General features: G+C 66.8%; 20 protein-coding genes and 1 pseudogene. 8 read left to right on the plus strand and 13 right to left on the minus strand.

The window, feature by feature from the left end; all coding sequences use genetic code 11:
• Both CYU59_RS03910 and CYU59_RS03915 read left to right on the plus strand, forming a co-directional pair.
• Positions 1-244: pseudogene (locus tag CYU59_RS03910) on the plus strand (polysaccharide pyruvyl transferase family protein); the annotation flags it as partial.
• A gap of 13 nt (positions 245-257) precedes the next feature.
• Positions 258-827 carry a class I SAM-dependent methyltransferase gene (locus CYU59_RS03915; protein WP_292976089.1) on the plus strand — a complete coding sequence of 190 codons (570 nt, stop codon included), beginning with the start codon at positions 258-260 and terminating at the stop codon, positions 825-827.
• Here CYU59_RS03915 and CYU59_RS03920 read toward each other — a convergent pair.
• The 6 genes from CYU59_RS03920 to mutA all read right to left on the minus strand — a co-directional run bounded on the left by CYU59_RS03920 (position 824) and on the right by mutA (position 9,690).
• Entirely contained in the window at positions 824-2,560 is a 1,737-nt protein-coding gene (locus CYU59_RS03920) for an AMP-binding protein (RefSeq protein WP_292976090.1), read from the minus strand. The two genes, CYU59_RS03915 and CYU59_RS03920, sit on opposite strands and share 4 nt — an antisense overlap.
• Positions 2,561-2,647: 87 nt before the next feature.
• Positions 2,648-3,226, minus strand: coding sequence for a carboxymuconolactone decarboxylase family protein (locus CYU59_RS03925; RefSeq protein ID WP_292976091.1), 579 nt, complete (start codon positions 3,224-3,226; stop codon positions 2,648-2,650).
• Between the two features lie 18 nt (positions 3,227-3,244).
• A complete protein-coding gene (locus tag CYU59_RS03930) occupies positions 3,245-4,510 on the minus strand; it encodes a serine hydrolase domain-containing protein (RefSeq protein ID WP_292976092.1) in 1,266 nt (421 codons plus the stop codon).
• A gap of 41 nt (positions 4,511-4,551) precedes the next feature.
• Complete coding sequence (meaB, locus tag CYU59_RS03935; protein ID WP_292976093.1) at positions 4,552-5,550, minus strand: methylmalonyl Co-A mutase-associated GTPase MeaB; 999 nt, start codon at positions 5,548-5,550, stop codon at positions 4,552-4,554.
• 4 nt (positions 5,551-5,554) lie between these two features.
• A complete protein-coding gene (gene scpA / locus CYU59_RS03940) occupies positions 5,555-7,804 on the minus strand; it encodes a methylmalonyl-CoA mutase (protein WP_292976094.1) in 2,250 nt (749 codons plus the stop codon).
• Positions 7,805-7,809: 5 nt separating this feature from the next.
• On the minus strand, positions 7,810-9,690 hold the full coding sequence (gene mutA, locus CYU59_RS03945) for a methylmalonyl-CoA mutase small subunit (RefSeq protein WP_292976095.1): 1,881 nt from the start codon (positions 9,688-9,690) through the stop codon (positions 7,810-7,812).
• A gap of 177 nt (positions 9,691-9,867) precedes the next feature.
• On the opposite strand from mutA, the gene CYU59_RS03950 reads away from it, so the two are divergent.
• Genes CYU59_RS03950 through CYU59_RS03965 form a run of 4 tightly spaced genes read left to right on the plus strand, consistent with a single transcriptional unit; the run spans position 9,868 to position 13,400 of the window.
• Positions 9,868-10,152, plus strand: a complete 285-nt coding sequence (locus CYU59_RS03950) for a FeoA family protein (protein ID WP_292976097.1) — start codon at positions 9,868-9,870, stop codon at positions 10,150-10,152.
• Entirely contained in the window at positions 10,149-12,062 is a 1,914-nt protein-coding gene (locus CYU59_RS03955) for a ferrous iron transporter B (protein ID WP_292976099.1), read from the plus strand. Before CYU59_RS03950 ends, CYU59_RS03955 begins: the two co-directional genes overlap by 4 nt.
• Positions 12,059-12,625 (plus strand): NifU family protein, encoded by a 567-nt coding sequence (locus CYU59_RS03960; RefSeq protein WP_292976101.1) that lies wholly within the window; start codon positions 12,059-12,061, stop codon positions 12,623-12,625. The genes CYU59_RS03955 and CYU59_RS03960 overlap by 4 nt, the downstream gene beginning before the upstream one ends.
• A 25-nt stretch (positions 12,626-12,650) precedes the next feature.
• Entirely contained in the window at positions 12,651-13,400 is a 750-nt protein-coding gene (locus CYU59_RS03965) for a TVP38/TMEM64 family protein (protein ID WP_292976103.1), read from the plus strand.
• Between the two features lie 346 nt (positions 13,401-13,746).
• Here CYU59_RS03965 and CYU59_RS03970 read toward each other — a convergent pair whose 3' ends face one another.
• The 4 genes from CYU59_RS03970 to CYU59_RS03985 all read right to left on the minus strand — a co-directional run bounded on the left by CYU59_RS03970 (position 13,747) and on the right by CYU59_RS03985 (position 17,267).
• Entirely contained in the window at positions 13,747-15,072 is a 1,326-nt protein-coding gene (locus CYU59_RS03970; protein ID WP_292976184.1) for an MFS transporter, read from the minus strand.
• A gap of 230 nt (positions 15,073-15,302) precedes the next feature.
• Positions 15,303-15,659: a DoxX family protein gene (locus tag CYU59_RS03975; RefSeq protein ID WP_292976105.1), complete on the minus strand. Its 357-nt coding sequence runs from the start codon at positions 15,657-15,659 to the stop codon at positions 15,303-15,305.
• 1 nt (position 15,660) lies between these two features.
• Positions 15,661-16,806 carry an SPFH domain-containing protein gene (locus CYU59_RS03980; protein WP_292976108.1) on the minus strand — a complete coding sequence of 382 codons (1,146 nt, stop codon included), beginning with the start codon at positions 16,804-16,806 and terminating at the stop codon, positions 15,661-15,663.
• Between the two features lie 26 nt (positions 16,807-16,832).
• A complete protein-coding gene (locus CYU59_RS03985; protein ID WP_292976110.1) occupies positions 16,833-17,267 on the minus strand; it encodes an NfeD family protein in 435 nt (144 codons plus the stop codon).
• Positions 17,268-17,325: 58 nt separating this feature from the next.
• Between CYU59_RS03985 and CYU59_RS03990 the strand changes: the two genes are divergently transcribed.
• Entirely contained in the window at positions 17,326-18,186 is an 861-nt protein-coding gene (locus CYU59_RS03990; protein ID WP_292976112.1) for a hypothetical protein, read from the plus strand.
• Here the strand turns inward: CYU59_RS03990 and CYU59_RS03995 are convergent.
• From CYU59_RS03995 to fabG1, 3 genes are read right to left on the minus strand one after another with little or no spacing between them, the layout of a single operon-like run.
• The gene (locus CYU59_RS03995) at positions 18,183-19,205 is read right to left on the minus strand and encodes a ferrochelatase (RefSeq protein WP_292976114.1); all 1,023 of its coding nucleotides are present in this window, start codon (positions 19,203-19,205) and stop codon (positions 18,183-18,185) included. The genes CYU59_RS03990 and CYU59_RS03995 overlap by 4 nt on opposite strands.
• Before the next feature lie 6 nt (positions 19,206-19,211).
• A complete protein-coding gene (gene inhA, locus CYU59_RS04000; protein WP_292976116.1) occupies positions 19,212-20,021 on the minus strand; it encodes an NADH-dependent enoyl-ACP reductase InhA in 810 nt (269 codons plus the stop codon).
• Between the two features lie 35 nt (positions 20,022-20,056).
• Positions 20,057-20,779, minus strand: a complete 723-nt coding sequence (gene fabG1, locus CYU59_RS04005) for a 3-oxoacyl-ACP reductase FabG1 (RefSeq protein WP_292976187.1) — start codon at positions 20,777-20,779, stop codon at positions 20,057-20,059.
• A gap of 189 nt (positions 20,780-20,968) precedes the next feature.
• Between fabG1 and CYU59_RS04010 the strand changes: the two genes are divergently transcribed.
• Positions 20,969-21,820 carry a type IV toxin-antitoxin system AbiEi family antitoxin gene (locus CYU59_RS04010; protein ID WP_292976118.1) on the plus strand — a complete coding sequence of 284 codons (852 nt, stop codon included), beginning with the start codon at positions 20,969-20,971 and terminating at the stop codon, positions 21,818-21,820.
• Positions 21,821-21,903: the final 83 nt, after the last annotated feature.

Raw genomic sequence — 21,903 nt, forward strand, 5'->3', positions numbered from 1 at the left:
CCTGGAATACCAACCCAAATGCCGAGACTTCGCCCTCTCCATCAACGACGAACGCTCACTCATCCGCACCGACACACTCACCACCAACACCGTCATCGACCGCGTCCACCACACCCTCACCCATGCACCCCAGATCAGAACCACCACCCACAACGCCGTCACCCACCTACAGCACAAACTCAGCGACGAATACGCCACCGTCGCAGACCAACTAGGCCTCCGGGCACATCAACGCCATCAATGAGATGAGGTAGACGATGTCGAAAGTGATCACCGCGCTGCGTCAGAAAACCGATTACAGTCGCTGGGCCGACTCCCGCAATATCTTCGCCTCGTGGGAATCCCGCAGCCAACGAGCTGCGGCGCTGGTGCCCGTGGACAGCCGTGTCATCGAATTCGGCGCGGGCAACCGGGTCTTCGAGCGTCATCTGGACCGATCGTGCACCTACACCCCGTCTGACATCGTCGACCGTGGGCCGGGAACGATCGTCTGCGACCTCAATCTGCGGCCCCTTCCGGACCTCGGCGCCGACGCCTACGACGTCGCGGTGCTGATGGGGGTGCTGGAATACATGCGCGACCTGCCGACCACGCTCGATTGGCTGACCGGACTCGTCCCGAACCTCGTGTTGTCCTACGCCTGCGCGCGGGGCAGTCGCTACTCGCCGAGGCGCGCGGCCGGGTCCGTCGGCCGCCTCAAGGCCGGGTGGTTGAACAGCTACTGCGAGGACGAGATTCGGTCCCTGCTACACGAGCGTGGCTTTGCGCTCGTGCACGAGGAAGGTTGGCAGAATCAGCGGCTTTTCGCGTTTACGCAAAGCGATTAGGCATCCAGGCGGGCGAAGCGGTCCTGCTGGTATTGCTCCACGCAGGCCCGCCTCCTGACCTTGCCGCTGGTGGTCAGCGGAATCGAACCCGGCGACACCAGGACGAGGTCGGAAACGCTCAACCCGTGCGACGTCGAAATAGCCGACGTGACATTGTTCTTGACGCTGCTGAGTCGCTCGACGGCGTCCTCGTGGGAGTGGACGCCGTTCTTGAGTTCGGCGATCGCGACCAGCTTTTCGGTGCCGTCGTCAGGCACCGATATCGCGACGCAACGGCCCCGGGTGATCAACTGAATCGTCGCCTCGATGTCGTCTGGAGAATGGTTGCGGCCGTACACAATCAACAGATCCTTGATCCGGCCGATGATGAACAGTTCGTGGTCGTCGAAGAATCCGAGGTCGCCCGTTCTCAGCCACGGTCCCGCCGGGGTGCCGGGGGTAGGCTCCGACAGTTCTGCGCCGAAGGAGTACTCGGTCTCCTCGGGCTTACCCCAGTAACCGGTGGCGACATTGTCGCCGTGCACCCAGATCTCGCCGACGGTCCCGGCCGGGCATTCGGCCTTTGCGTCGGGGTCGACTATCCGCAGGATCGGCGAACGCGGCACTCCGTAGCTGACAAGCGCTGTGCCGTCCGGGCTTTCGCATCGCTTCGCACGGCCGTCAGACAGGGCGGTGGACTCGAAGTGAACCACGCGTGGCTCGCCGGGCTCGCGTGTCACGATGTACACGGTCGCTTCCGCCATCCCGTACGAGGGTCGCAGCGCCGTGGTGGGGAAACCGAACGGCGCGAACCGCTCGGTGAAACGCTTCAGCGTCGCCGGTTGCACCCGCTCGCTGCCATTGATGATGCCGATGACGCCGCTGAGATCGAGGCCGGCCAGGTCCTCATCGGAGGTCTTGCGCGCCGCCACCTCGAATGCGAAATTCGGTCCCGCTGAAAAGGTGTGCGGATAGTCGGCCAGCAGTTGCAGCCACCGGGCGGGGCGGGCCAGGAACGACACCGGACTGGTGAGCACCGCATGATGACCGGCCAGTAGCGGTATGCAGACGCCGACCAGCAGACCCATATCGTGATAGAACGGCAGCCACGAGACAAATGTGGTGTCCGGTGGAGAGATGCCGCCGGTTTGCGCGAAATAGTCCGCGAACATCTGCTCGAAGTTGGCCATCAGATTCCGATAGGTGACTTCCACGCCGGCCGGCGCACGGGTCGACCCGGACGTGTACTGCAGATACGCGGTATTGGTGCGCGTCTCCCGGGTTGGCCGAAATGTGCTTCGCGCGTTGACATCCACCGCGTCGACCTCGACCAGAGACGGCGTCGGGCCCTCTTGCTGCGCGGCGAGGTAGTTCGACACCTCCGCCGCCACCGCAGATGTCGTCAGGACCACCGAAGGCGCCGCGTCAAGGAGTACCGATTTCACCCGTTCGTCGACCGCACCACCCAACGGAACCGACAGCGGGACAGGAATGAGACCTGCCTGCAGCGTCCCGAAGAACGCGTCGATATAACTCAGTCCCTGCGGTGCCACGATGACCGCGCGGTCGCCGGTCGAACCGTGCCGACGTATCTCCTGCGCGACGTTCAGCGAGCGCCGGTAAAGCTGCGAATAGGTGACCGTCTCGGAGACGCCGTCCCAATCCCGCTCGTAGTCAAGGTAAGTGAACGCCTTCTCGTTAGCCTGCAGACTCGCACGCTCGCGCAGAACACTGGGAATGGACGGTTCGGCCACACTCGTCACCTTACCGCTGCCTGCAGCAGGTGCAATCGCAAACGCAATTGAAAAGCGTTGCGCCACAGTGACTGACATGTCAGTCAGTTAGCCGGGTGGAGCCTTCCCATCCGGCGGCCAGCTCTGCACATCGTCCTCCAGCGGCACCTGCAGGCTCTGCAGAATCGACGAGACCATCCGCCACGCGCCGATCGCGGTGACCAGCTCGACCAGCAGCGCATGGTCGGCGCCGAACGCCTGTCGGCACGCCGCCCAGCTCTGCTCGCTCACCACACCGTCGCGCACCACGTCGTCGGTGGCAGCCAGCACCGCCCGCTCCGCCGGACCGAACCCGGTGTAGGACGGCCAATCCCGGACACCGAGAAGATCGTCCGTGCTCACCCCGAGGCCTTGGGCGACCCGCCAGTGTTGCGCCCACTCGTATTCACAGGCCGTCAGCCAGCCGATCCGCATGATCGCCAGCTCGCGCAGGCGCGAATTCAGCTTGCCCTGCCACAGCATTCTCGCCAGTAGATCGTTGAGCCCGGACGCCAGTTTGGGATGGTTCAACAACACCTGGAAGATCGCGAGTTCGGCCATGTAGTCCGGAACGCTCGCTTCGTCCGCCGCGGCTTTGGCCTCGTCCACGGGCAGACGGGGTACGCGGCCTTCCCGGTCAACAGTCACGATGTCAGGCCAAACCGGTTAGCCGGCAACGGCTCCCGCTTCGCGGAACGGCGCACCGAAGTCGGCGACTCGCTCGAAACCGTCTTTGCGCGCCCTGGTGGCACCCAGCCGGCACAGTGCGCTGGTCGCGACGAGCCCGGCGTGGTCGGCGAGTACGAACGGAGTCAGCAGCCGGTTGTGGACGAAGCCGATCGCCAGGCCGTGATCCGGGTCGGCCCACCCGACAGAACCGCCGAGTCCGACATGGCCGAACCCCGGCACCACATCGAGGGGCAGCCGGTGGTAGCCGAGGTGGAAAGCCAGCGGTATCACCAAGTTGCCGTCCGGCCGCAGATTGCGCCGTCCGTTCAGCCCGGCCGCCACTTCCGGTGAGAGGAACTGGGTGCCGCCGATCCGGCCGCCGTTGGCGATCGCGGCGTACATCCGTGCCAGTCCGCGCGCGGTGGCCACCCCGTTGGCCGCCGGTATCTCCGCGTCCAACAGCGGAATCTCGCCCTGGGCAGCGGCTTTCACGCCCGGGAAGTACATCGAGCTGAAACCGGCGGCCTGCGGGATCGAGGCGATCATCGGCGCCACCGCGTTGAACACTGGATTCTGAAAAGCGCTCTGCGGCATGATGATCTGCGCGGCCTTCGTCGGGGCGCCGGCCGGTGGTCGGCCCAGATGCAGGCCGTCGGTGCCCAGCGGTTCAGCCAACTCGGTGCGGATGAGTTCCCGCATGCCCTTGCCGGTGACCGCACGCGCCAGCCCGGAAAGCAGCCAGCCATAGGTGAGCGCGTGGTAGGCCGATTTGCCGAACGAGTAACCCGGCCGTGCGGCCGCGAGCTTGCGCTCCATCAGCTCGTGGTCGAGCAGGTCTTGCCGGCTGGCGCCGCGCAGCGCCGACAACCCGGCTTGATGGCGCATCATCTGCCGAACGGTGATGTCGGCCTTGCCGTTGACGCCGAACTCCGGCCAGTACTGGGCGACCGGGACGTCGTACTCGATCAACCCGCGGTCGACCAGTCGGTGAATGACGGTGGAGGCCATGCCCTTGGTCGCGGAGAACACCATGGATGCCGAGTCCGCCGTCCAGGGCACCCGGCCGCGCCGATCCGCATAACCGGTCCAGACGTCGACGACGGGTTCTCCGTCCAGGTAGACCGCCAGTGCCCCGCCGCCGAATCGGCTGCCGTGGAACGTGCTGGCGAAGCTGCGCACCGCGCAGGCGAAATGAGGATCGGCTGCGCCACTTACTCCGCGCGGCAGCACAGAGCGGCGATTGCCCACTACTTCGAGGGTCATGTGATCAACCTAGTTGTTTAACTCTACAAACGAAGTGGAATTTACCCATCCGTTATTGAAGCTAGCTTCAATATTTGCTGAGCGGCCAGGGCCGGGGTCAATTCGCCTGTCAGTACCTGGCGCTCCACGTCAGCCCGGGATTTGCGGACGGCGGGGTTCGACATCACCCGGTCCAACACGGTGTCGCGCACCATCTGCCACGTCCAGTCGACCTGCTGGGCCCGGCGCCGCGCTTCGAAGTCGCCCGCCTCGGTAAGAGTGTCGCGGTGGCGCTCGACGGTGTCCCACAGCTCGTCCAGCCCGGTCCCCTCCAGCGCGCTCATCGTCAGAACCGGAGGGCGCCAGAGCGTTTCGCGGGGATAGATCAATCGAATCGCACCGGAGAGTTCGCGGGCGGCTTTGCGGGCCTCGGTCAGGTGGTTGCCATCGGCCTTGTTCACCACCACGATGTCGGCGAGCTCGAGCACCCCCTTCTTGATGCCCTGCAATTGGTCGCCGGTGCGGGCGAGGGTCAGAAAGACGAAGGTGTCGACCATGTTGGACACCGCGACTTCGGATTGGCCGACGCCGACGGTCTCGACCAGGATCACGTCGAATCCGGCCGCCTCCAGCAGCACAATGGTCTCCCTGGTCGCCTTGGCGACGCCGCCGAGCGTGCCCGAGGTCGGCGACGGCCGGATGTAGGCGTCGGGATGCGTTGCCAGTTGCGGCATTCGAGTCTTGTCGCCGAGGATCGATCCGCCCGTGCGGGTCGACGACGGGTCCACAGCCAGGACCGCCACGCGATGGCCGCGCCCGATCAGGTACATACCGAGGGCTTCGATGGTGGTCGACTTGCCGACACCCGGAACTCCGGTGATGCCGACGTGCAGGGCGTCACCGGCGGCCGGCATCAGCTCGAGCAACAGCTGCTGGGCCCGGTCGCGATGGTCCGCACGAGTCGATTCGACCAGGGTGATCGCCCGCGGGAGCGCCGACCGGTCGCCCGCGCGTACCGCCGCGGCGAGTTCGTCGATGCCGTCGCCGTTGTCAGTCGCCATGTGGCTAGAGGTCGTATCCGAGTCGCTCGGCCAGCTTGTGCAGCAGATCGATGGCAGCGTCGGCGATCACGGTGCCGGGCGGGAAGATCGCGGTGGCGCCCGCCTCGTACAGCTCGTCGAAGTCGCCGGGCGGGATCACGCCGCCGACCACCACCATGATGTCGGAGCGCCCGACCTCGGCCAGCGCGTCGCGGAGCGCCGGCACCAGGGTCAGGTGACCGGCCGCCAGCGACGACACGCCGACCACGTGCACGTCGTTGTCGGCGGCCTGACGGGCCACCTCGTCCGGGGTGGAGAACAGCGAGCCGACGTCGACGTCGAATCCGATGTCGGCGAACGCCGTTGCGATCACCTTCTGTCCGCGGTCGTGGCCGTCCTGCCCCATTTTGGCCACCAGAATTCGTGGTCGCCGACCGTCGGCCTCGGCGAATTTCTCGACGAGTTCGGTTGCCGATGCCATGTTTTCGGCCTTTCCAGCTTCGTCGCGGTAGACGCCGGCGATGGTTCGGATCTCGGCCTGGTGCCGACCGTATACCCGCTCGAGCGCGTCGGAGATCTCGCCGACCGTCGCCTTGGCCCGGGCGGCGTCGATCGCAAGTGCCAGCAGGTTGTTGCCGAGACCGTCGTCCCCGGCACGGCCGTGCGCCTCGGCGGCACGGGACAGCTCGGCCAGCGCCGCCTCGACCGCCGCCTGGTCCCGATCGGCCCGCAGCTGCTCGAGTTTGGCCAGCTGCTCGGAGCGCACCCGGCTGTTCTCGACCTTGAGGACCTCGACCTCCTGGTCCTCCTCGACCTGATACTTGTTGATCCCGATCACCGGTTGGATGCCGGAGTCGATGCGGGCCTGGGTGCGGGCGGCCGCTTCCTCGATGCGCAGCTTCGGAATGCCCTCGCTGATCGCCTGCGCCATACCGCCAAGCTCGGTGACCTCGGCGATGTGGGCGCGAGCCCGCTGCGCGAGTTGATAGGTAAGCCACTCGACGTAGTACGAGCCGGCCCACGGGTCGATCGGTCGGGTGGTGCCGGATTCCTGCTGCAGCAGCAGCTGGGTGTTGCGCGCGATGCGGGCCGAGAAGTCGGTCGGCAGAGCCAGCGCCTCGTCAAGGGCGTTGGTGTGCAGCGACTGGGTGTGGCCCTGGGTGGCGGCCATCGCCTCGATACAGGTGCGCGCGACGTTGTTGAACGCGTCCTGCGCGGTCAGCGACCACCCCGAGGTCTGCGAATGGGTGCGCAGCGACAGCGATTTCGCACTCTTCGGGTTGAACTGGGCGACCAGCTCACTCCAGAGCAGACGGCCCGCCCGCAGCTTGGCCACCTCCATGAAGAAGTTCATCCCGATGCCCCAGAAGAAGGAGAGCCGGGGCGCGAACTTGTCGATGTCGAGGTCGGCGTCCAGGCCGGCCTTGATGTAGTCGACACCGTCGGCGAGTGTGTAGGCGAGCTCCAAATCCGCTGTGGCTCCGGCTTCCTGGATGTGGTAGCCGGAGATCGAGATGGAGTTGAACTTCGGCATCTTGGCGCTGGTGTAGGCGAAGATGTCGGAGATGATGCGCATCGAGGGCTTTGGCGGATAGATGTAGGTGTTGCGCACCATGAACTCTTTGAGGATGTCGTTCTGGATGGTGCCGGCCAGCTTCTCCGGCGGCACCCCCTGCTCCTCGGCAGCCACCACGTACAGCGCCAGGATCGGTAGCACCGCCCCGTTCATGGTCATCGACACCGACACAGTCGACAGGTCGATGCCGTCGAACAATTGGCGCATGTCGAGGATGGAGTCGATTGCGACACCGGCCATTCCGACGTCACCCTGCACGCGGGGATGGTCGGAGTCGTAGCCGCGGTGCGTGGCGAGGTCGAACGCGACCGACAGGCCCTTCTGCCCGGCGGCCAGGTTGCGGCGATAGAACGCATTCGACTCTGCCGCGGTGGAGAACCCGGCGTACTGACGAATCGTCCAGGGCTGGTTGACATACATCGTCGGGTACGGCCCACGTACGAAAGGCGGCTCACCGGGGAAGGTGTTGAGCGGATATCCGTCGGACTCGACTGCCGCCCGGTCCGCCGCGATGTAGACCGGCTTGACCTCGATGTCCTCCGGGGTGTGCCAGACCAGCTGATCCGGTGTGTACCAGTGGGCTTCGGCCGCGGCCGCGACGTGTTCCTGCACCGCATCGTCGGTCGGCTGCGCGGCGGCGCGGTCGCTGTGCAGTGGCACGTCGGCAAAGCTGCCGACAGCGGGCGTTGTGGTCGTCATGGTCGTCAGGCCCCCAACCGGTCGAGAAGGTTCGAAAGAGCTTCCACCGCATTGATTTTCGCTGTCAGGAACTCGTCAGGCTGGTGATCGGCGTCGGCCACGGCTTTCTGCGGACCGGCCAGGCAGACGTGCGACACCCCGGCGCTGTGGGCCGCCTCGACGACAGCGGAGGCCTCGGCGCCGTACCGGCCGTCGGTGCCGCAGATCACCGCGGCCACCGGGCCGCCCGCGTCGGCCACGACTTCGGCAACCCGGCCGGCGTCCACGGCTCCCGGGTTGATCGCTTCGATGCCACCCGATGCCAGCAGATTCGACGCGAAGGTGCTTCGAATGTTGTGTTCGGCCAGCGGTCCGAGCGGCAGCAACAGAACTCGAGGACGTGAATCGTTGCGGGCCAGGTAGGCGTCGGAGCGGTCACGCAGCGCTTCGAACTCGGCCGCGTAGCGGATCAGCTTGCCGGCCGCCAGCGGCGAATACGATGACTCACTCTGCGGCAGAACAGGTTCGGTCAGGTTCGGATACTCGTTGACTCCGGTGATCGCGGTCTTGCGATGGGCGACGTCGTCGGCGCGCCGGGCAGCGATTTCCGCGATCTGTTCGGCGATGTAGTCGCGTGCATCGACGAATCCGCCCTGCTGCTCCACGGTTTGGAAGCTCTGCCAGGCCCGGTTCGCCAGCTGGTCGGTGAGATCCTCGACGAACCACGACCCGCCGGCGGGGTCCAGAATCCGGCCGACGTGTGACTCCTCGAGCAGCAGCAGCTGAATGTTGCGGGCCATCCTGCGCGCGAAACTGGTTGCCATACCTGGGAATCCACCGTCGATTGCGACGTCGAACGGAAATACCAGGACCGTGTCGGCGCCGCCGACCCCGGCGCCGAAGGCGGCCAGCGTGGTCCGCAGCATGTTCACCCAGGGGTCACGCTGGGTCATCATCGGCAGCGAGGTCTCGGCGTGCACCACCGCACCACCACTGTCAGGTTCGCCCACCACTTCGGCCACCCGCGCCCACAGCCGGCGCAATGCCCGTACTTTGGCGATCGTCAGGAACTGATCGTCGTCGGCGGCCAACCGAAAGCTGATCTGCGCGAGCGCCTTCGCCACCGGCAGACCGGACTCGGTGAGCACCCTCAGGTAGGACACCGCCGCGGCGATGCTCCCGGCCAGCTCCCAGGTCGCGTTGGCCCCGAGATTGTGAAACGCCGGGCCGTCGACGGTGATCGCGCGTACACCGTGGTCGCCGGCCACCCTGGTGGCGATGTCGACGACCTGCTCGATCGCCGGTGCGGGGCGGCCACTCAGCGGCGCGGTGAGCGGATCGGCCCCCAGATCGACCGACAGGATCGCGCGCTGATCGTCTTCGACGAGGCTCACCAGCTCCAGCAGCACATCCGAAGCGGCCTGGTAGTCGGCGCCCGCGTCGAGGATCACCGGCGCCATGCTCAGGTAGACGCCGTCGAACACCTTCCGCAGCTGCTCCGGAGCGACGCCCGACTCCCCTACCCGGACCAGCAGTGCGCTGACACCCTCGGCCAGAGCGGCCAGCACCGCGGAGTTGACGTCGTCGGCGGACACGCCGGCAACTCGATTCGCCGGGATGGCCTCGGCCACTTTCCAGCCGGACTTGACGTCGCGCAGCGCGTCCGCGCCGCGCAGGAAGGGCCACTGTCCGGGAAGCGGCGGCTCGGGCAGCTCGTCGAGCGCGGTGTAGAGGGCCCGGATCGCCACGGCCTCGTAGGTCGTGGTCTCGAGCATCTGCTCGGGCTCGGGCCCGAGTTCGTCAGCGTCACGTCGGGTGCTTTTCGCCAGAACTCCGGCCACCGCGGAGCGCCAGCGGGCGCGGGCCTGTGACAGGTCGGCAGGCTCGGCGGACACATCGACTGACACCGGCGGCTCCTTGTCCAGCACGTGACATCCCGACGCTGGTCTGTCACCCGACCACCAGGCTAAATGATGCCCAATAGTGTCGCGGCACACACTGAGGCGACGGCACCTGACGAGCCATGACGCCTGTCCTGGTGAGGAGTACCTTACTAAGGTAGAGCGGCTAACGTTAGGGCGATCATGCGTACTCGACCGCAGAGCGCACGCGATCAATCGGATTCGGTGACCGTGCTCGCACAACTGGCGCCCGGAACGCGCGCGACCGTGCTGGGGACCGTCGCGCAGGCCAACCCACTGATCGCAAATCGTCTCGGCCAGTTGGGCTTTCGTGCCAACGCCCACGTGGACGTCATCCGTCGGGCACCGCTCGGCGACCCGACCATCTACCGGATCCACGACACCGAGCTGTGCTTGCGTCGACGTGAGGCGCAGCTCATCGAAGTGGCCCCCGAAGCGGACCGATGACAGCCTGTCACGACGTCGAAGGCTCCTCGATTGCCGTCGCCGGCATCCGGCGCGTGGCGTTGGTCGGCAGTCCGAATGCGGGCAAGACCAGTGTCTTCAACCACCTGACCGGACTGCGCGCCAAGACCGGCAACTATCCGGGTGTCACTGTCGGACGCAGTGTCGGCACCACCAGCAGCGGAGGCGTCACCGTTGCGGTCGAGGATCTGCCCGGCACCTACAGCCTCGACCCGATCAGTCCCGACGAGCAGGTGGTGACCGACCTGCTGGCGGGCCGATACCCCGGCGTCGACCCACCCGACGCGGTGGTGCTGGTCGCCGATGCCACCACCCTTCGCCGGTCCATCCTGCTGATCGGCCAGGTGCTCCGGCTCGATATGCCGTGTCTGCTGGTGCTCACGATGGGCGACGAGCTGTCCGCCCGCGGCGGCCGGATCGACACCGGTGCCCTGGCGACGGCGCTGGGCATCCCGGTGTCCGCGGTGGTGGCCCATCACGGTTCGGGAATCGACGACCTGCGGACGCGACTGGGGGCGTTCGAGCAGTGGTCGCGCCCGCCGGTCCTGCCGCCCACCGATCCGGCGGAGATCGACGCGTGGGGCAAGTCCGTCCTCGAAGCCGCCGATTACGTTGCGCCGCAGCCAGATCGGCGCACCCAGCGGATCGACCGGGTGCTGCTGCATCCGCTCTGGGGCACGATCACGTTTTTCGCGGTGATGTTCTCGTTTTTCCAGGTCCTGTTCACCGCCGCGGCACCGCTGCGCGATGGCATCGGCAGCGCCCTGAACTGGCTCGGCGGGCAGGTCTCCGATCATGTCGGCAACCCCGTTCTGCGCGGGTTGCTGAGTCAGGGGCTCATCGGCGGTGTCGGCACCGTGCTGCAATTCATTCCGCAGATCGTCTTGCTGTTCTGCCTGCTCGCTTTTCTGGAGAGCGTCGGATACATGTCGCGCGCGGCGTTCCTGATGGACCGGGTGATGGCCAAGACCGGGCTGGAGGGCCGCGCCTTCGTCGCGATGCTCTCGTCGTTCGCCTGCGCGATCCCGGGCATCATGGCGACCCGGACGCTGCCGTCGTCGCGCGACCGGATCGCCACGATCGTGACCGCGCCGTTGATGACCTGCTCGGCCCGGTTACCGGTCTACACGCTGCTGGTCGGCCTGTTGGTGGCGCCGCAGACCCGCTGGTTGGGGTTCAGCGCGCAGGGCGTCACGATGTTCCTGCTGTATCTGGGCGGCGGGTTGTCAGCGCTGGTGGCCGCGCTGGTGGTCAAGTCCACGATCCTGCGTGGCGATCTACTGCCTTTCACCATGGAGCTGCCGCCCTACCGACTTCCGTCGCCGCGGGCGATGCTGGCCGCGATGTGGAGTGCGGCCCGGGTGTTCTTACGCAAGGCCGGAACCATCATCCTGGCCACCTCGCTGGTGCTGTGGGCCCTGCTCAACCTGCCGGTCCGCGAGGCACAGACCCGGGGCATGCCGACGACCGAGGCCACCGCGTACGTGATGAATCACAGCTACGCAGCCGATCTGGGCCGTGCGGTGGCGCCGGTGTTCGCACCGCTGGGCTTCGACTGGCGCACCGACATCGCGCTGGTCGGCTCGCTGTCGGCGCGCGAGGTGTTCGTCTCGACGTTGGGCCAGGTGGCGGCGGCCACCGACCCCGAGTCTCCGAAGCAGGCGCTGGCCACCATGACCGACGATCGCGGCGCGCGAATCTTCACCGCTCCCACCGTGATCGCACTGATGGTCTACTTCATGTTCGCACTGCAGTGCATGTCGACGATCGCCGTGATGCGCCGCGAGACCAACACCTGGCGCTGGCCTGCCTTCGCGTTCAGTTACATGTTCGTCCTGGCCTGGGTGATGGCGTACGCCGCGCGCTCGATCGCGCTGGGGCTGGGCGCATGATCCCGATCCACGCCACCGCCACCGCCCACCCGCAGCAGCTGCGCTGGGTGGTCCCCGCCGATCGATTGCGGGCCCGCGGCGCCGTGCGGCGGGCGCCGGGACGTCTCGGTGTGCTGCTCGATGACGGTGTGATCGACGAAATCGAAGTGCGCTCAACTGATGTGCTGATCACCCTGCACCCGGGCAGGGGCTGGCGGGAATGGGGCGACAGCGTTCGGCGCGCGTTGTCCGAGGCCCTGCTGGATCCGGCCGGTTGGCACGTCGACACGGCCGACGACACCGCTTCCCTCACGGCCCTCGCCGCCGAACTGCTCGCCGGACCGATAGGGGCGCTGGCCGAGTCGCACGGCGGTTCGATCGAGCTGGTCTCCGTTGACGGTGACACGGTCAACGTCCGGTTGTCGGGCGCTTGTCACGGTTGTCCCGCGGCAGCCGGCACGCTGCACGACAAGCTGCAGCGCGAGCTGAGGCTGCGGTCCGGCCGAGACGTCACGGTCCACAGTGAAACCAATTCGGGGGCAATGCCATTGGGTAGGAAATTGCTGTCGCTGTTCGTCCGCTGACGCATTGGACCGTAGGCTGCACCCTGTGACGAGCGACCGAATCGTCGGCACGCTGGCTCCGCTGGGCTCAGCGGTCGCCGCCGCCGCGCGTCAGGTGTCCAGACGTCGCCTGGTGCTGACGGCCGTGGTGGTTGTCGCCCTGGTCGCTACCGCGCTGCTGGTTCGATTGCCGACGGCAGTGCAGTTGCGGGACTGGTCGACGTCGATGGGCGCGTGGTTGCCGCTGGCTTTCCTGGCCGCCCACATCGTGGTGACCGTGCTGCCGTTTCCCCGCACGGCGTTCACCCTGGCTGCCGGATTGCTGTTCGGCCCGCTGCTCGGGGTCACGCTGGCTGTCGCGGCCAGCACGGTCAGCGCGCTGATCGCGGTGGCCCTCGTCCGGGCCGCCGGGTGGCAAATGAACCGGTTGGTGCGCCACGACGCGGTCGACCGACTCGACGCCCGCCTGCGCGAGCGTGGCTGGGTTGCGGTGGTGTCGCTGCGGCTGATTCCCGCGGTGCCGTTCGCGCCGCTGAACTACGCGGTCGGTGCATCCGGGGTGCGTATGCTGCCGTACACCCTGGCCACCGTCGCCGGCCTGCTGCCCGGCACCGCGGCGGTGGTGATTCTCGGCGACGCGCTCACCGGTCACGTCAGCCCGCTGCTGTTTTTGGTGTCGCTGTGCACGGGCCTGGTCGGGCTGGCGCTGTTCGCCTACGAGATCCGGCAGTACCGCCGCCACCATCACGCGGCCGCTGCTGACAGCGACGACGTCGAGACCGCGCTGCGCGGGTAGCTCCCGGCGCGGGTTACGGCACGCACGGCAATTCGTCTATAGACTGAAAAACTGAAGCATTTCCCACGGTTGCAGTGACGGGCTCCCGTCTGAGAGGCAACGCCAATGCACGTAAAGCGCTTATTTCCCACGGCGGCTGCCATCGCTGCGACGCTGATCTTCGGCGTCGGCGTCGCCAACGCCGCTCCGGCCGACCCGGCACCGAACCCGACCGCGCCCACAGCTCCGCACAAGGCAAAGAAATGCTGGCCGTACCCCCGCGTCGGTCCAGGCAGCGGACGTGGCAGCGCCGGAATACCGAACTACCCGCCGCCTTGTCCGCCCGGCACGCCGCACTGACCCTCGGCTAATCGCGGCCCTCGACCAACTCGCGCGCTTCTTCCTCGGTTTCGACCGTGGGTGGCGAGCCCGGCAACCGCCTGCCCGCGACCTCGGGGGTGAACGCCAGGGTGACGAAGCCGACCAGCCCGGCGACGATCAGCATGTACGCGGGCACCATCAGGTTCCCGGTGCCGGACACCAACGCCTGCGCGATCAGCGGAGTGGTTCCACCGAACGCCGATATCGAGACGTTGTAAGAGATCGCCAGCGCTCCGTTGCGGACGTTGGTCGGGAACAGCGCCGGCATCGTGGCCGGCGATGTGCTGTCGAAGCACAGTTCCATCAGACCGAGCAGCAGCACACCGAGGAACACCAGCAGAATGCCGGCGCCGTCGCGGATCAGCAGGAATGCCGGGATGGACGCGACGATCAACAGCACGCAACCCGTTCGCATGATCGGTTTGACTCCGATGCGGTCGGACAGCGCCGCCACCGGGACCAGCAGGATCGCCAGGATCGTCAGCGTCAGGGTGATCATCGTCAGGCCGGAAGTGTGGCTGATGTGGGCGAAGACTTTGAGGTACGTCGGCAGGTATCCGGTGAGCATGTAGTCGGCGGCATTGGAGGTGTACACCAGGGCCGCACAGATCAGCATCGGCTTCCACTGTTCGGCGATCGTGCGCCGGTACTGGCCGGAATCGGCCTCCGACGCCGCCTGTGCGTTCTCACCCTGGAATGACGGCGACTCCTCGAGTCGCATCCGCATGAATATCGCGACCAGACCGAGCGGGGCGCTCAGCAACAGCGGCACCCGCCATCCCCAGGTCAGCATGTCGTCGTTCGACAGCACGGTCTGCAGCCCGGTGACGATCAGGCCCGCCACCACGAACCCGGCCAGGTTGCCCAGCGGCAGAAATCCGACCACCTTGCCGCGTTTGCGGTCGGGCGCCTGTTCGACGATGTACGTCATCGCCCCGACATACTCGCCGCCGGTCGACAGGCCCTGGAACACCCGGGCGACGACCAGCAGAATCGGCGCCCAGATTCCGATGGTGCTGTAGCCAGGCAGCAGGCCCGTCCCGGTGGTGCCGATCGTCATCAGCACGATCGTGATCACCAGGACCCGCTTGCGCCCGATCCGGTCTCCGAGTGGGCCGAAAATCAGCCCGCCGATCGGCCGCACGACGAACGCGGCCGACAGCGTGCTGAAGGTGGCGAGCAGGTGGACCGTGCTGACGCTGTTCCCCGGGTAGAAGACCTGCGCGATCACGGTGGCGATATAGCCGTAGACCCCGAAGTCGTACCACTCCATGAAGTTGCCGATCGAGGCGCCCTTGAGCGACTGGCGCATCATTTCGGGGTCGGTGACCTGAATTTGCTCACGGGTCCATCTGCGCCGGCGCCGTCGACCCAGACCGGTTCGCCGGCGTGGTGTGTTCATCGGCAGGCCAGGTACCCACTAGCTACCGTTTTCAAAGCTCGAGGTGCCCGACGCCGCCCGCGGAACGGATCCGAAGCCGGGGCATTCGGACCGCAAACCGCCGTCCGCACCAGGCAAAACCCGGCGGTATAACCGGTCCGCTACTCCGGGCTCGGACCCTTCGCGGTCAGGACGGCGTAGAGCGCCAGAAAAGACGCCGCCGGAAGGGTGTTCACGATCCGGTCGCGAACGCGAACGTGCGCGGCCACCGCAAGCACGAAATACAGCGTCAGCATCGCCGTGGTGAGCCGGGCCAGCGCCGGCGCTCGGCTCGCGGAGAGTAACCCGACCGCCGACGCCGCTTTCGCAGTCGGCAGCACCCAGCGGATGTCCTGCGGGACACCAAGCGAGTCAAGGCTTTTCGTGATCGGCGCGACCGGAATCGCGCAGGCGACCGCGTCTCCGGCCTGAAGTGCGGCCAGCCCGGCGTAGGTCTTCGGCGAAGTCAGGGCGCTCACGTCACCGCTCCAATTGGTGGTGCCGCGGTTGTGCGAGCACCTCGTCGACCGGCTTGCGCGCATCGGCTTCCGCCTTGGCCACCGCCTGGACCAGTGCGGGATCGGTCTCGGTCGAGAACCAGTCGGCGACATCGCTGTCGTCCTCGGGTTTGGCCGGGGTGTCGTCGACGGGTGCCGGCGCGAAGCGGAACACGCCGTCGTCGCCGGGGGCGCCGAGCGACTTGTAGAAGCCCTGCAGCGCCGTCCCGAAGTCGGTGGGCACCACCCACACCTTGTTCGCGCTGCCCTCGGCCACCTTGGGCAGCGTCTGCAGGTACTGGTAGGCGAGCATTTCCGGGGTAGGCCGGCCGGCCCTGATGGCCGCGAATGTCTTTTCGATCGCTTTGGCCTGGCCCTGAGCCTGGAGGTACGCGGCGGCGCGCTCGCCTTGCGCCCGCAGCATCCGGGACTGGCGGTCGGCTTCGGCAGCCAGGATCGCGGCCTGCTTGGCGCCCTCGGCGGCCAGGATCTGCGACTGCTTCTCGCCCTCAGCCTGGGTGATCGACGCCTGCCGCATGCCCTCGGCGGTCAAGATCACCGCACGCTTCTCCCGGTCGGCCTTCATCTGCTTCTCCATCGAGGCCTGGATCGACGGGGGCGGGTCGATGCTGCGCAACTCCACCCGCGCCACCCGCAGGCCCCAGCGGCCGGTGGCTTCGTCCAGGACGCCGCGCAACTGGCCGTTGATCTGGTCGCGTGAGGTCAGCGTCTGCTCCAGGGTCATGCCGCCGACCACGTTGCGCAGGGTGGTGGTGGTCAGCTGCTCGACACCGACGATGTAGTTGCTGATCTCGTAGACCGCGGCCTGCGGATTGGTCACCTGGAAGTAAACGACGGTGTCGATGTTCAGGGTCAGGTTGTCCTCGGTGATCACCGGCTGCGGCGGGAACGACACCACCCGCTCGCGAAGGTCGATCCGCGCGCGGATCCGGTCGATGAAGGGCACCAGCAGGGTCAGTTGCCCGCTGACGGTTTTGCTGTAGCGGCCCAGCCGTTCCACCACCGCGGCTTCGGCCTGCGGAATCAGTGCCACGGACTTGGCCACCACGATGATCGCGAAGACCACCAATACGGCAAACAAGAACAGCCCGGCAGTTGCACCTTGCATCAGATCTCCTAGAGCTCTCAGAGGGTTTAAGGACTTCTCCAGACCACCGCAGTGGCCCCATCGATGCGCATGACGGTGACTTGTTCGCCGGGTTCGAACTCGTCACCCTCATTCAATGGCCTAGCGGTCCACACTTGACCGTCCACCTTCACCTGACCCTCGTCGCGGGCCACATGGTCGAGCACCAACGCGGGCTTGCCCTCCAGCGCCGCGATACCCGTCGTCAAGCTTTTCGACGGGGTCAGATGGCGTCGCAGTGCCGGCCGGACCAGCCCCAGGAGCAGGACCGAGACCACCAGAAACACCGCGCCGTCCACCCAGATCGGAGCATCGAACAACCAGCTGGATCCGGCCGCGGCCAGCGCGCCCCCGCCCAGCATGAGCAGGAACATGTCGCCGGTGAGCGCCTCGGTTCCGGCCAGCCCTATCGCGACGATCAGCCAGATCACGGCCGCAGACATGCCGAAAGGATATCGCGAGATCGGCCGCACCCAGGACGAACAACTAGACTGCCAATCCATGTGGTGCCCAAGCGCAACGCTCTCGGTCTGGGCCAACGCCTGGCTGGCCGGTCAGGCCGCGCCGGACGACGTCCTGGACGCGTTATCATGCTGGGCGCCAACGCAATCCGTCACCGCTTACGACGCCGTCGCGGCAGGACATACCGGCCTGCCATGGCCGGATGTGCACAATCCGGGCGTGGTTTCACTGCTGCAGACGCTGCGAAAAGCCGCCGGACGGTCGTCAACCGGGACCCCTTCGATCAACGTGGTGCTGCCGATTCCCGGCGACAGCCGCGGCCTGGCGCCGGGCACACAGTTCGAGCACGACGCGATGGCCGCCGGTGAGGCCGTGATAGTCGCCAACCCAGACGATCCCGGCAAGGCCGTCGGGCTGGTGCCCGAGTTCGAGTATGACGACGCCGACGACGACGTCGCGGTACCCGAACTGGCGGCGCTGTCCTGGACGGTCTACTCGCTACCCGGTGCTCCTGCGCTCCAACACATCGAATTGGGTGAGGCCGAGTACGAGTTGCGGCTGGCTGTCCGGTCGGCCGCGGACGCCCTCAGCACAATCGGGCTCGGATCGGCCGGCGTCGACGTCGAGGATCCACGCGGAATGGTCGAGCAGTTACTGGAATCGACCCGCCATCACCAGATTCCCGAACCGGCGCCGTCGCGGGCGTTGCGGGTGTTGGAGAACGCCGCCCATGTCGACGCGATCATCACGGTCAGTGCTGGGCTGAGCAGAATCGGCACCCAGTCGCTGTCAGAGGCGCAGATCGCCACCGACGCGCTTCGGCCGCTGGCCGCGGTGGTGCGATCGGCGCGAACCGCCGCGCTGACCGCGATTCTGTACGCCGCGTGGCAGGGCGGTTAGTCCGGCCACACCTCGGCGGCGCAGTGCGGCGGACGGCACGCCTGGCCGTTGACGCCGGCCGTGCAGCCGGGAGCCGGGTCCGCTCCAATGACTCGTGCGGGCGGGCGGCCTTGCCGCAGTTCGTCGATCAGATCCACGGCAAGTCGGGCGAAGCGCGGGTCGGCGTTGGGCGTGCTGACCCGGGCGAGAGCGACGCCGGCCGCGTCGGTCTGCTCGCGGAGCTCTGAGTCGAGGTCCCACACCACCTCGATGTGGTCGGCGACGAAGCCGATCGGGCAGACGATCACCGCTCGCACGCCGGCCTCGGTGAGCTCGGCGACATGGTCGTTGACATCGGGTTCCAGCCACGGCACCTGCGGAGGGCCCGACCGCGACTGCCACACCACGTCGTAGTCGTCGTACCCAGCGGCAGCAGCGACAAGGCCTGCGGCATAACGCACTTGGCGGCTGTACAACTTCGGCCCGAGTCGGTCGTCGGCGGCGACGGGCACCGAGTGCGCGGTGAACACCAACCGCGCACCGCTGGGCACCGTGTCCGCCGCGGCGGCGACGTTGTCGGCGAACATCTCGATGAAGAGCGGATGGTCAAAGTAACGACGCAACTTGACCAGCTCGGGTGCATCCGGGCCGGCGGCCTGCCGGGCGCGGTCGATGTCCTCGGAGTACTGCGTGCAGCCCGAGTAGCCACTCCACGCCGAGGTGGTGAACACCGCTGCCCGTCGAATGCCGTTGTCGCGCATGGCCGCAACGGTGTCTTCGACGTACGGCGCCCAATTGCGGTTGCCGAAGTAGACCGGTATGTCCAGCTCGGCTTCCAGCCGGGCGATCAGGTCACGGTTGATCCCGTTGATCGGTGACACCCCGCCGAAATGCAGGTAGTGCTGCGCGACGTCGTCGAGGCGTTCCGGTGGCACGTTGCGACCACGGGTGACGTTCTCCAGGAACGGCCGCACCTGCTCAGGCCCTTCGGGTCCCCCGAAGGAGAGCAGCAGCACCGCGTCGAAATCACCGAAATCCATTGCGCGCTAAAGTAACTGCGTACTTGCGCCGCCGTCGGCGTAGACGATCGTCCCGGTGGTGGCCGGCAACCACTCCGACAGCAGAGCGCACACCGTCTTGGCCACCGGCGTCGGGTCCTTCATGTTCCACCCGATCGGCGCCCGCTGGTCCCAGCCCTCTTCGAGCAGCTGCATCTGCGCGCCCGCCTCGTCGCCGAGTGCGCCGCCGACGATGGCGCTCATTGCCAGCGTCCGAATCGGCCCGGCAGCAACGAGATTAGACCGAACACCGAACTTGCCGGCTTCACGCGCCACGAACCGGTTGACCGACTCCAGCGCGCTCTTGGCCACTGTCATCCAGTTGTACGCCGGCATCGCCCGGGTCGGGTCGAAGTCCATGCCGACGATGGAGCCACCGGAATTCATGATCGGCAGTAGCGCTTTGGCCAGCGATGCGTACGAATATGCCGAGATGTGAATGCCTTTGGACACGTCCTCGTACGGAGCGTCGAAGAACGGGTTGATCCCCATACCGGTCTGCGGCATGAACCCGATCGAGTGCACGACGCCGTCGAGCTTGTTGCCCTCACCGATCTCGGCTGTCACCCGCTCGGCCAGCGTGTCCAGGTGCTTCTCGTCCTGCACGTTGAGTTCGATCAACGGCGCCTTCTCCGGCAGCCGGTCGGCGATGCGCTGGATCAGTCGCAGCCGGTCGAAGCCGGTCAGCACCAGCTGAGCGCCCTCTTGCTGAGCCACCTTGGCGATGTGGAACGCGATCGACGCGTCGGTGATGATCCCGCTTACCAGGATCCTTTTGCCTTCGAGCAGTCCTGCCATGCCTGTTTCTCGTCCGTCCTAATCGTGGGTGTTCGTCAGTGGCCCATGCCCATGCCGCCATCGACCGGGATGACCGCACCGGAGATGTAGCTCGCGTCTTCGGAAGCCAGGAAGCTGACCACGCCGGCAACCTCGGCCGCGGTGCCCACCCGCTTCGCCGGGATGAAGTCCAGCGCGCCTTCCTGGATCCGCTCGTCGAGCGAACGGGTCATGTCGGTGTCGATGTAGCCCGGCGCGACGACGTTGGCCGTCACGTTGGCCTTGGACAACTCCCGAGAGATCGAGCGGGCCATACCGATCACGCCGGCCTTGGAAGCTGCGTAGTTGGCCTGGTTGCCGATGCCCCAGGTACCCGACACCGAGCCGATGAAGATCAAGCGGCCGAACCGCTTTCGCTGCATGCTGCGCGACGCCCGCTGCACAACCCGGAACGCGCCGGTGAGGTTGGCGTCGATGACCTTCTCGAAACGCTCCTCGGTCATCCGGATCAGGAACGCGTCCGCGGACACCCCGGCGTTGGACACCACTACCTCGACCGGGCCCTGGTGCTCCTCGACCGCGGTGAACGCGCGGTCGACGGCTTCGCTGTCGGTGACGTCGCATTCGACGCCGAAGATTCCTTCGGGCGCGCCCGACCCTCGGTGGGTGACGGCGACCTTGTGGCCGTCGGCGGCCAGTCGCTGCGCGATCGCCAGCCCTATCCCCCGGTTTCCCCCGGTGACCAGGACCGAACGGGATACGAATGCAGGCTTGGTCACGCCGGTGGTGGCGTCGGTGGCTACGTCAGTCACTCCGACAACCTATCGCTTGACCACAACGAGGCCGAAATCGCCCGGCGTCGCCTCTCGGGGGCACCGAGCGTAACGCCACGGCTGGATCCCGCCCGATTTCGCGCAACGGCGTTACGCTCGCGAACGGTGTCGGTCTGCGACGGCACACTGCCGGTCATGAGCGAGCCATTCCGCGGAACTGAGGCGCTGGCCGCTGGCGACGTCACCCGATACGGGCTGCGGACGAGGTTCGTCGCGGTGCATCAAGATGTCTACCTCGCCGCGGGAGTCGAGCTGACTCCGGCCCGACGGGCCAAGGCGTGTTGGTTACGTTCGCGGCGCCGCGGGATCCTCGCCGGATTCTCGGCGTCCGCGCTGTACGGCGCGCGCTGGATCAACCCCGCGTGGCCGGCGGCAATCATCGACACCAACCGGCGACCGGTCAAGGGTGCACGAGTGTGGGAAGAAAGCATCGAGGTCGACGAGGTAGGTCGCGTGGACGGCATGCGGATCACGTCGCCGGCTCGAACCGCCCTCGATCTGGCTCGACGGTATCCGCGTGACATTTCGGTGGCCGCGGTCGATGCACTCGCCCAGGCGGTCGAGTTGAAGCCTGCCGATATCGATCTGCTCGTCGATCGCTACAAGGGCCGACGCGGGATGCGTCGCGCACGGGCGGCTCTCGACCTGATCGACGGTGGCGCCCAGTCGCCGAAAGAGACGTGGCTGCGACTGCTGCTGGTGCGTGACGGGCTACCTCCCCCGCAGACCCAAATCCCCGTTCGCGACGAATTCGGCTACGTCGAAGCTTATTTGGACATGGGCTGGGAGGAATTACTCGTTGCCGTGGAGTATGACGGCGACCAACATCGGACCGATCGCGTCCAGTACGTCAGGGACATCCGGCGGGCTGCAATGCTCGACCGCCGAGGCTGGATCGTCGTTCGGGTGATCGCCGAAGACCACCCCCAGGACGTACTGCGGCGCGTCCGCGAAGCACTGGCCCGCCGCGGTTGGCGCCGCGCGTAACGCCACGGCAGGATCTGCCGCGATTTTGCGCAACGGCGTTACGCTCGCGCAACGGGGGACGCGGGCCGCGGGGCCGCGGCAGG

This window comes from Mycobacterium sp. (assembly GCF_002863225.1).
Classification (GTDB): domain Bacteria; phylum Actinomycetota; class Actinomycetes; order Mycobacteriales; family Mycobacteriaceae; genus Mycobacterium.

Excerpts from the sequence above, each read along its gene's own strand:
- CYU59_RS03950 (WP_292976097.1), top strand. The coding sequence starts at position 9,868 with ATGCGTACTCGACCGCAGAGCGCACGCGATCAATCGGATTCGGTGACC.
- CYU59_RS03970 (WP_292976184.1), bottom strand. The coding sequence starts at position 15,072 with ATGCGCCAGTCGCTCAAGGGCGCCTCGATCGGCAACTTCATGGAGTGG.
- CYU59_RS03995 (WP_292976114.1), bottom strand. The coding sequence starts at position 19,205 with ATGGATTTCGGTGATTTCGACGCGGTGCTGCTGCTCTCCTTCGGGGGA.
- CYU59_RS04010 (WP_292976118.1), top strand. The coding sequence starts at position 20,969 with ATGAGCGAGCCATTCCGCGGAACTGAGGCGCTGGCCGCTGGCGACGTC.
- inhA (WP_292976116.1), bottom strand. The coding sequence starts at position 20,021 with ATGGCAGGACTGCTCGAAGGCAAAAGGATCCTGGTAAGCGGGATCATC.
- CYU59_RS03915 (WP_292976089.1), top strand. The coding sequence starts at position 258 with ATGTCGAAAGTGATCACCGCGCTGCGTCAGAAAACCGATTACAGTCGC.
- CYU59_RS03985 (WP_292976110.1), bottom strand. The coding sequence starts at position 17,267 with ATGTCTGCGGCCGTGATCTGGCTGATCGTCGCGATAGGGCTGGCCGGA.
- scpA (WP_292976094.1), bottom strand. The coding sequence starts at position 7,804 with ATGACGACCACAACGCCCGCTGTCGGCAGCTTTGCCGACGTGCCACTG.
- CYU59_RS03930 (WP_292976092.1), bottom strand. The coding sequence starts at position 4,510 with ATGACCCTCGAAGTAGTGGGCAATCGCCGCTCTGTGCTGCCGCGCGGA.
- meaB (WP_292976093.1), bottom strand. The coding sequence starts at position 5,550 with ATGGCGACTGACAACGGCGACGGCATCGACGAACTCGCCGCGGCGGTA.
- CYU59_RS03980 (WP_292976108.1), bottom strand. The coding sequence starts at position 16,806 with ATGCAAGGTGCAACTGCCGGGCTGTTCTTGTTTGCCGTATTGGTGGTC.
- CYU59_RS03960 (WP_292976101.1), top strand. The coding sequence starts at position 12,059 with ATGATCCCGATCCACGCCACCGCCACCGCCCACCCGCAGCAGCTGCGC.
- CYU59_RS03955 (WP_292976099.1), top strand. The coding sequence starts at position 10,149 with ATGACAGCCTGTCACGACGTCGAAGGCTCCTCGATTGCCGTCGCCGGC.
- CYU59_RS03990 (WP_292976112.1), top strand. The coding sequence starts at position 17,326 with ATGTGGTGCCCAAGCGCAACGCTCTCGGTCTGGGCCAACGCCTGGCTG.